7 protein-coding genes are annotated in these 8987 nt (G+C 37.4%); 4 read left to right on the top strand and 3 right to left on the bottom strand.

From position 1 onward, the window contains the following. Nucleotides 1-154: 154 nt before the first annotated feature. Complete coding sequence (locus I6F10_RS08765; RefSeq protein WP_002962543.1) at nt 155-427, bottom strand: oxidative damage protection protein; 273 nt, start codon at nt 425-427, stop codon at nt 155-157. A 35-nt stretch (nt 428-462) separates the two neighbouring features. Then, entirely contained in the window at nt 463-1524 is a 1062-nt protein-coding gene (mutY, locus tag I6F10_RS08760; protein WP_165744105.1) for an A/G-specific adenine glycosylase, read from the bottom strand. A gap of 161 nt (nt 1525-1685) precedes the next feature. Between mutY and trmB the strand changes: the two genes are divergently transcribed. The 4 genes from trmB to arcA all read left to right on the top strand — a co-directional run bounded on the left by trmB (nt 1686) and on the right by arcA (nt 6462). Beyond that, a complete protein-coding gene (gene trmB / locus I6F10_RS08755; RefSeq protein ID WP_007582957.1) occupies nt 1686-2411 on the top strand; it encodes a tRNA (guanosine(46)-N7)-methyltransferase TrmB in 726 nt (241 codons plus the stop codon). Between the two features lie 62 nt (nt 2412-2473). Continuing rightward, nucleotides 2474-3499, top strand: coding sequence for a 16S rRNA (guanine(1207)-N(2))-methyltransferase RsmC (rsmC, locus tag I6F10_RS08750; protein WP_165744106.1), 1026 nt, complete (start codon nt 2474-2476; stop codon nt 3497-3499). A 151-nt stretch (nt 3500-3650) separates the two neighbouring features. Then, nucleotides 3651-5255 carry a sensor histidine kinase gene (locus I6F10_RS08745; RefSeq protein ID WP_197098725.1) on the top strand — a complete coding sequence of 535 codons (1605 nt, stop codon included), beginning with the start codon at nt 3651-3653 and terminating at the stop codon, nt 5253-5255. A gap of 490 nt (nt 5256-5745) precedes the next feature. Then, nucleotides 5746-6462 carry a two-component system response regulator ArcA gene (gene arcA, locus I6F10_RS08740; protein WP_002962549.1) on the top strand — a complete coding sequence of 239 codons (717 nt, stop codon included), beginning with the start codon at nt 5746-5748 and terminating at the stop codon, nt 6460-6462. A gap of 16 nt (nt 6463-6478) precedes the next feature. Here arcA and arcB read toward each other — a convergent pair whose 3' ends face one another. After that, nucleotides 6479-8797 (bottom strand): aerobic respiration two-component sensor histidine kinase ArcB, encoded by a 2319-nt coding sequence (gene arcB, locus I6F10_RS08735; RefSeq protein WP_165744108.1) that lies wholly within the window; start codon nt 8795-8797, stop codon nt 6479-6481. Nucleotides 8798-8987: the final 190 nt, after the last annotated feature.

Genomic DNA, 8987 nt, shown 5'->3' with positions numbered 1-8987 from the left:
AAGTGTTGCTTGCAGTGCTTGTTCTATATTCACAAAAAATCCGTAGTTAGTTTCCTAACTACGGATTTTGCATGATCGTTTGGATCGGTCAACCGGTCATTTTCTTAACTGATCGGCATTACGCTAAATAGCCCTTTTTCTTATGTTTAAAACATTACTTTTCAGGCGGTCGATAACCTTCAATTTCTACATCTTTGTTTTCAAACAAAAAACCAACCATTTGCTCTTCTAAAAATGTGCGGTGTTCTGGGTCCATCATATTTAAATGCTTTTCGTTAATAAGCATTGTTTGTTTATGTTGCCACTGAGCCCACGCTTCTTTAGAGATGTTATTAAAAATCTTTTCACCAATTTCACCAGGGTATAACTGAAAGCCAAGCCCTTCGGCTTCTTTTTGTAACTTTTGACAAAATACTGTACGTGCCATGATTGATTCTCTCTAACGCTAAATATGGGGCTATTCTATACTATTGCTGTAATTTGTTTAACCAACTTTTTAGTTGGTGCTGCTAGGCCAACCTCTATTGATTGATCAAGCGGATACCAGATTAATTGCTTATCGTTTACCACATCAGGAGTTTTCTTAACATTGAGCACATGCGGGTTAATCCTCAGCTCAAAATGTGAAAACACATGAATAAACGCTTCAAGCTCTACTAAACTAGCCTCTAGGCCTTGCTGAGCTAAAAACATTTGAAGCTCTTCGTACTCATTAAATTCAAAAAAGCCAAACAATCCGCCCCAAATACCGCTGTTAGGACGTTTTTCCATAAGCACTTTATCACCACACTGAATAATTAACTGATGACAACTCTTTTTAGGAACTGCTTTTTTAGGTTTTGAATGTGGAAACTCTTTTACTTTACCTGTATTAAAAGCACCACAGCCTGAGTTTAATGGGCAAGCCTCGCAATCAAACCGGCTGCGTGAGCAAACGCTAGACCCTAAATCCATCATAGCTTGATTAAACTCAGTAACATTATCTTTAGGCGTTAACTGCTCTGATAAATGCCAAAGCTGGTTTTCGACTTTTTTAACGCCGTACCAGCCCTCAATCATAAAATAGCGCGCTAAAACTCGCTTCACGTTCCCATCTAAAATAGGGTGATGCTGCCCAAGCGACAATGATAAAACAGCCCCTGCAGTAGAGCGCCCTATTCCAGGTAAATCCATTACTTCATCGAGTGTTTTCGGAAACTCACCTTGGTATTTGTCACGCACTATTTTAGCTGTTTTGTGTAAGTTACGCGCACGAGCGTAATACCCTAAGCCGGTCCAGTGATGCAGTACTAAATCTTCATCCGCATCAGCTAAAGCGATAATATCTGGAAAGCTTTGCATAAACTTTTCAAAGTATGGAATAACAGTAATAACTTGGGTTTGCTGCAACATCACTTCAGACACCCACACTTTATAAGGTGTTTTACCTAGCTGCCACGGGAGTGTTTTACGCCCATGAAGGTGATACCAATCAACAACTTGATTAGAAAACCAGTGTGACTGTTCTTTATTTAAATCCAACATTTTTAACTTTTACTGATGCCCAATGGCGGCTCAGTCTATTGCAGTTAACAAAAAGATCAAGCTATACGGGGTGTAAAACCAGCTAATACTTGTGATTGCGGCCTCGGTCAGGGATAATATGCAACCATTTTTAAACACATTGTTTTTGTCAGGCCAATAATATGAGTGAATCAAGCAACACTAACCTTGAGCAAGCTAAGCAAGAAGGTAAATACATCCGCACCATTCGCAGTTTTGTAAAACGCGAAGGTCGATTAACCAAAGGCCAAGCCGCTGCAATCGAAAAATGCTGGCCAACAATGGGCCTAGAGCATAAAAACGGTATGCTTGATTTAAGCGAAGTTTTTGGCAACAACAACGATGTAGTAGTAGAAATTGGTTTTGGTATGGGTAAGTCGCTTGTCGAAATGGCAACAAATGCCCCTCACCTAAACTTTATCGGTATTGAAGTACATCGCCCTGGCGTTGGTGCTTGTTTAATGGATGCCGATGAAGCAGGCATTACCAACTTACGTATTTTTGAACACGATGCAGTTGAAGTACTTGCAGATTGCATACCTAATGAAAGCTTAACAACACTACAACTATTTTTCCCTGACCCTTGGCATAAAAAGCGTCACCACAAACGCCGTATTGTACAAACTGAGTTTGTTGAAAAGCTAAGAGCCCAACTTAAAATGGGTGGCGTTTTTCATATGGCAACAGACTGGGAAAACTACGCAGAGCACATGCTCGAAGTAATGAACGTAGCTCCTGGTTTTAAAAACCAATCAGAAACAAATGATTATGTTCCACGTCCAGATTTACGCCCGCTTACTAAGTTTGAGCAGCGCGGACATCGCCTAGGTCATGGCGTGTGGGATTTAATGTTTGAGCGCACAGAATAATTAAATTTAATTACTCACTTTTACTTTTATAAAACTAAATATACTGTAAGGCAAAGCCATTTATGAGCGTACTAACCAACCCAAGTTTACTGTTACTTCGTAATAGCGAGGCACTAACGGGAAAATCTATCTTGGTGGTCAACTTTGTTCAAGATGGCTTTTTAACAGAGCTTAAAAGACTTAATCCGCAAAGCAAAGTAACTGCGTTTAGCTACAACCATGCTAACGGAGAGTTTGCTAAAAACACCAAAGATGTTGATGTTCATGTAAGCCACACAATACCTGGTAGCGACTACGATTTAGTTATTCTTTACTACCCTAAATCAAAACCAGAGTTATTAATGGCACTTGATAATATTCGATCTGCTATTACTGATGATGCCGAACTATTAGTAGTAGGTGAAAACAAAAGTGGTGTTAAGTCAATTGAAAAGCAATTAGCTGGTAAAGCTGAGTTTAGTAACAAGATTGATTCAGCTAAGCACTGCGTTCTTTACTCATTTGCTGAAATTTCTAAGCACCCTCACTTTGATATTACGACTTACCATAAAAAGTTTGTTGTTAATGTTGCCGACTCTGAATTTACAGCTATTAGTGTTCCTGGGGTGTTTAATCACGGTAGTTTAGATATAGGAACGAAAGTTCTACTGGAAAACGCACCGACAATTAAGCAAGGCAAAGTTCTCGACTTTGGTTGTGGCGCAGGTTTAATAGCAACTTTTTTAGGGCTTCATAATCCAGCACTTGAGTTTGTATGTAGTGATGTAAGTGCGCTGGCAACTTATGCAACACAGCAAACCCTAAAGCTTAACAACATCAATGGTGAGGCTATATTAAGTGACGGCCTTAAAAGCATTAATGGCAAGTTTGATTTAATTATTAGCAATCCACCTTTTCATACTGGTATTGCAACCGACTACACAGTAGCAGAAACATTTTTAGCTAATGCAAAACAGCATTTAACTAAATTAGGGAAGCTAAATATTGTTGCTAACAGCTTTTTAAAATACCCCCCTATTTTAGAAACTCAGTTTGAAAGCTATCAAACTGTATTTAAGAACAATAAATTTGCTGTATATAGCTGCTAATTTAAATTAGTAAAATGATTGAGCACAAACGTGCTCAAGCTAACTTTCGAATAAATATAAGAATTAATTTAGTTTTTTTCCTTCATTTTTCCACGTCTTTGCTAAACTAAAACTCTAAATAATTAAATTTAACTCAGGCGATAATGAAATAATGCCTAAAAAAGTTCATCAAAGTAGCATTCGAAAAGCACTCATTAATTTGATCATGCTTATTACAGCTATTTGCTTATCGTTATCTATTTCTATCTCCACGTATTTAAGCGTGAAAGAACAAAAGCAATTAATAGTTAATAAGCTTGTTATTCTTTCTGAAATTGTAGCTTTTGATGCTGGGCAATCGGTAATTGAAGATGATCGTAAAACAGAAGAAAAACGCCTCAAGTCATTTGAAAAGATCCCTCTTGTAAAAAACATACATATTTACTCAATAGAAAAAGCATCCCAAAAGCCTGTTTTCTTTATTAGCTTTAATGCAAAAAAAACACCTCCTGTACCACTGAGGATAGACAGTGTAGATGAGCTTATAACACCACGAATTACGAGTGACCATATTGAGTTAACCCGCCCTATTTACGATAACGAACAAGTAGTAGGTTATGTGTATATGCGAGGAAGCCTCGAGAGTTTAGAGGTTTATATTGAGAGAAAAATATTAATAGACGTGTTATTAACATTATTAATTCTGGCGGTTGTTTACTTTATTGCTATTAAAGTTCAACGACGTATAGCTAAGCCAATAGAGCAATTAAGTATGTTATTGCAGGATGTGTCTAAAAATCATAACTACGATGCACGCGCACCAGTAACTGATGTAAAAGAAATAAGTGCTCTTTCAAATAGTTTAAATATCATGCTTACGCGTACAAAAAAACAACTTGAACGCCACGAAAAAGATAAGCAAGAAATCAAACAACTAAACCTAAGCCTTGAAGAAAAAGTAAGTCAGCGAACAATCGCCCTTAGAGAGGCAAATCAAGAGCTTTTGTCAACTCTTGAGCGGATGCATCAATACCAAACACAAATTGTTGAAAACGAAAAAATGGCATCTTTAGGGCAAATGGTTGCAGGTGTTGCCCATGAAGTTAACACACCAATAGGGCTAGGTATTACAGGTTCTACGTTACTTAGAGATAAACTAGCAGACATACAGCAAAGCTTTGATGACAAAAAACTAACCTCAAGCCATCTAAAACGCTTTATAGATGAAGGTATTGAAAACTTAGATTTAATTTACCGCAACTTAAATCGTGCAGCTGACCTTATATCTAACTTTAAAAAGGTAGCGGTTATTCAAGATGACGGTGTAAATACCTATATTAATGTGCACAAATTAATAAGTGATGTTTTAACGTCGATTCAATCTGAATTATTGCCCAAAAAGCCTGTTGTAACTATCAACTGTCCGACCGACTTGGCTATTCATAGTAAGTCTGAACCTCTACAACAAGTTTTTCAGCAGTTACTTATGAACTCTGTAATTCATGGATTTATAGGTAAAGAAAACAATGAAATTCGCTTTGACGTAGAACTCGTCGGGAAAAAATTAACAATCGTTTATTCTGACAATGGTCAGGGCGTTGACAAAAACATTAAAAATAGAATTTTTGACCCATTTGTAACTTCAAAGCGCGGGCAAGGCGCAAGTGGCTTAGGCATGCACTTAGTTTATAACCTAGTAACACAAGCACTTGGCGGAAGAGTGATGTTTGATCTTGAAGAAAAACGCGGTGCTCGCTTTATAATTACTATTCCTTAAATAAAGATCATTAAAAAGTGCATATATTTAAAATTTATCCTTGAATTAGCATTTAATGACCTCATTAATGAGGCATGTGATAAGTGCGTAACATTATTTAATTGCTTTAAATAAATATTATCAAGCGATTTATGAACTTTTTTATCTTTGCTGTATCACATACATTGATGAAAGGTTAAAAAGTGATATAGTTTTGCTTTGAATTAGTCTGATTATTTTAAGTACCTTGTTTGATTGAATGATATGTCAATTATCAAAGGAAAATGGCTTCGACTTTATGATTCAAATAGCTACATCCATGTATATATCAATTAAACAGTAGTTTTTGCACTGCCCTTTTTAGTAGACTTTGGACACCCTACTGTTTTATTTTTATCCAATTTGTTTTTTCCTTGTTAACAAATGGGTATAATCCTATAATCTCTAGTAATCGGTTATAAATTAGTCACCGATTTTTTATAAATAATATATTCCAAAAGGTTAATTAATAATGCAAACGCCAGTCATTCTAATCGTAGAAGATGAAGACGTAACTCGACTGAACCTAGTTAGTTTATTTGAAGCTGAAGGGTACAAAGTTATTGAAGCCATTGATGGCGATGATATGCATGACAAGCTTACAAATAACGATGACGTTAATCTTGTAGTTATGGATATCAACCTTCCTGGTAAAAACGGTCTTATTTTAGCCCGTGAATTACGCCAAAAGCGTAAAGTAGGTCTTATATTCCTAACTGGTCGTGACAACGATGTTGACCGTATTTTAGGTCTTGAAATTGGCGCAGATGACTACGTTACTAAACCGTTCAACCCGCGTGAATTAACTATCAGAGCTCGCAACCTTATTACTCGTACTGCCTTAGGTGGTGAAGAGTCAGCACTAGAAACAAATGGTGTTATTACGTTTAATGGTTGGGAACTTGATGAAAACAGCCGTTGTCTTACTTCTCCAAATGGCGACGCTAAGCGTTTACCTAAAGGTGAGTACAGAGCACTTCGTTTAATGCTTGATTCTCCAGGTCGCATTTTCAGCCGTGAGCAATTAATTAAGCATATGACAGGCCGTGAGCTTCGCGCAAATGACCGTACTGTTGACGTTACTATTCGTCGCATTCGTAAGCATTTTGAAAGTGATAACTCAACGTCTGAGTTAATCAGCACCATCCATGGTGAAGGTTACCGTTTCATTGGTAAAATTGACGCTTAATTAGAGCTAATTAGTTTCACTCTAATTGCTGTAAAAATAAATGAAGGGCTTTTTGTCCTTCATTTATTTTATCTGCCAGAATATCTAACCACTGCTTTAACACCTCATCAGATTCATCAATCGCACCATGTTCCATTATTTTGGCATGAAGCTGCACATCATTAAGACCTACTGAGCCAGCCGCACCTTTGAGTTTATGCGCTACTGATTCATACTCTTCTCTATCACCAGTATTTAATGAAGTAAGTAACTCTTGCTGATATTGTGGACTTAGCTTTTCGAATAGCTGACTACTGCGTCTAAACACAACTAAGCCCATCGAATTGACAAAGTCTTCTATTGTTTCCATATCTAATAAGTGTGCATCAATGCCTTTAAGGGCTTCTTCACTTACTTTTAACAGCGGCTCTGTGCATTCACTTTGCTTAATTCCAAATAAATCAGCCAGCATTTTATCAAGCTTCACTGTGTTAATTGGTTTAGCAAGCGCCCCTTGTATTGATATGCCTTCAAGCTCTTCTTCAGCACTACGAACATTGGCCGTAAGTGCCACGATAGGTAATTTATCAAAGTGACTATCTGAGCGTATTTGCTTGGCAACTACGTCACCATTTATATCAGGCAATTGCATATCAAGTAATACTAAATCTAAGTCATCTTCAGTTTCGACAAACGAGAGTGCATCTTCACCGGTTTCAGCCCACAACACCTCATGCCCGCGTTGCTCTAATAAGTTTGTAGCAATTTCGGCGTTAAGAGGTACATCTTCTACTAGTAAAATATACAAACCACGACCAACATAACTTTGCTCTGTTGGTGCTACACATAGACTAAGCGGTATTTGAACTGTAAAGCAACTTCCTTCGCCCTCAGTACTATTTACTGTAATTATCCCTTTCATCGCACTTACAAGTGCCTTAGTTACAGCCAAACCAATACCGGAACCTATTGCGTTAGTCCCTTTTAAATCTGGCGCTTTGTAATACATATCAAATATATGAGCAAGCTGCTCTGGCGGAATACCTTGGCCGGTATCCGATACTTTCATAACTAACCATGGGCCTTCAACTCTGTTTTCTCGGCTACATTCAAGTGTTACCTTTCCTTGCTGTGTAAACTTAACGGCGTTATTAATTAAATTCCAAACAACTTGGCGTAAGCGAGTTGGGTCGAGCTGTGCGTAAATATCCAGCACCCCATTGCGCTTAATATCAAACTCTAGCTCTTTTTGCTCCGCGATTAAGCCCGCAAAGTTAACAACGTCATTTATAAAGTCTGACACATTAATAGAGTTAGTCACTATATCGAGCTGATCTCTATCTATTTTGTCTAAATCAATAATATCGTTAAAAATATTGCCGAGCGTTTCAGCGCTCGAAAATATAGTATTACCCCAACTACGCTGCTGTTTGTTTAAGTCAGTATCAAGCAGCATTCGTGTTAAACCAACAATACCATTGAGTGGTGTACGTAGTTCATGGCTTAATGTGGCAATAAACTTACCTTTGTCTTTATAGGCCGTTTCGAGCGCTTGAGCGGCCTCCTTACGACTTGTGATATCACGACCAAAACCCAGTAGACCAATGTAATCACCTTCATCATTTATAAAAGGTAATTTACGCAGCTCAAACCAACGCGTTTCGCCATTTACTTCATAACCGACATCAATGGTCAGTGCTTTATGGCTTTGCTCTACTTCTTTATCGGTTTTCAAAACTTCAGATAAAAAGTGACTAGGAAATATTTGCTCAACCGTTTTGCCAATTAGTTCGCTACTTGATTTGCCCATTACTTCTTCAAACATTTTATTACAACCAGCAAACACGCCATTGTTATCGCGGTAATAAAATAAGTCAGGAGATGAATCAACTATTGAGCGCTGCAGCATGCTTTGTTGAGCAAGTTCTTGTTGTGTTTTTTTACGCTCAGCAATTTCTCGTCGTAGTTCTTCGATAGCGCGGTGCTTGGCATGAAATGCCATTTTACGCTCATCAATTTCGATGTTTAGACGGTTAATGTTATCTTTTAGGGTTTGATTTAAAAGCTTTTCTTGTTTGGTGGCGCTATCTAAATAAGCATATGAGGCATCTAGTTGTCGAATTGAATTAAGCAACACACTTATAATTAAAGGAGAAACCACAGCCGTAAAAAATACAACGGCTAAAATATCAACCAGGTGTAATTCGCCTATCGCCACATAATAAAACATGCTCGATAAAATAAGAGATACAGTTAAAAATAAAGTGTAACAAATAGCAGCGGTTTTAAATTCACCAAATCGCGTTATTGAGCTGGAAAGTACCCGAGCCCAAGGGCTCAAAGAATAATCGGTCATACGTAATTTTATCTCTTAGCTGTGTACTTAATATAAAGAAGGCAATGCGTATGTATAAACATACCATTTTCCCAGATTTTAGCATTTTTCTCCTACCACTACTCACGTTGTGCGATAAAAACAGAATTTTTCATGTTTGATTTAGCTCATCTATTAAACTCATCATTTCAGCAATAAATTATTTAGTGTA

This window comes from Pseudoalteromonas sp. SWYJZ98, from assembly GCF_015864495.1.
In the GTDB taxonomy this organism is placed as follows: domain Bacteria; phylum Pseudomonadota; class Gammaproteobacteria; order Enterobacterales; family Alteromonadaceae; genus Pseudoalteromonas; species Pseudoalteromonas distincta.
Note: the sequence above shows the minus strand (reverse complement) of the source record. Positions and strands in the feature narration are given on the sequence as shown.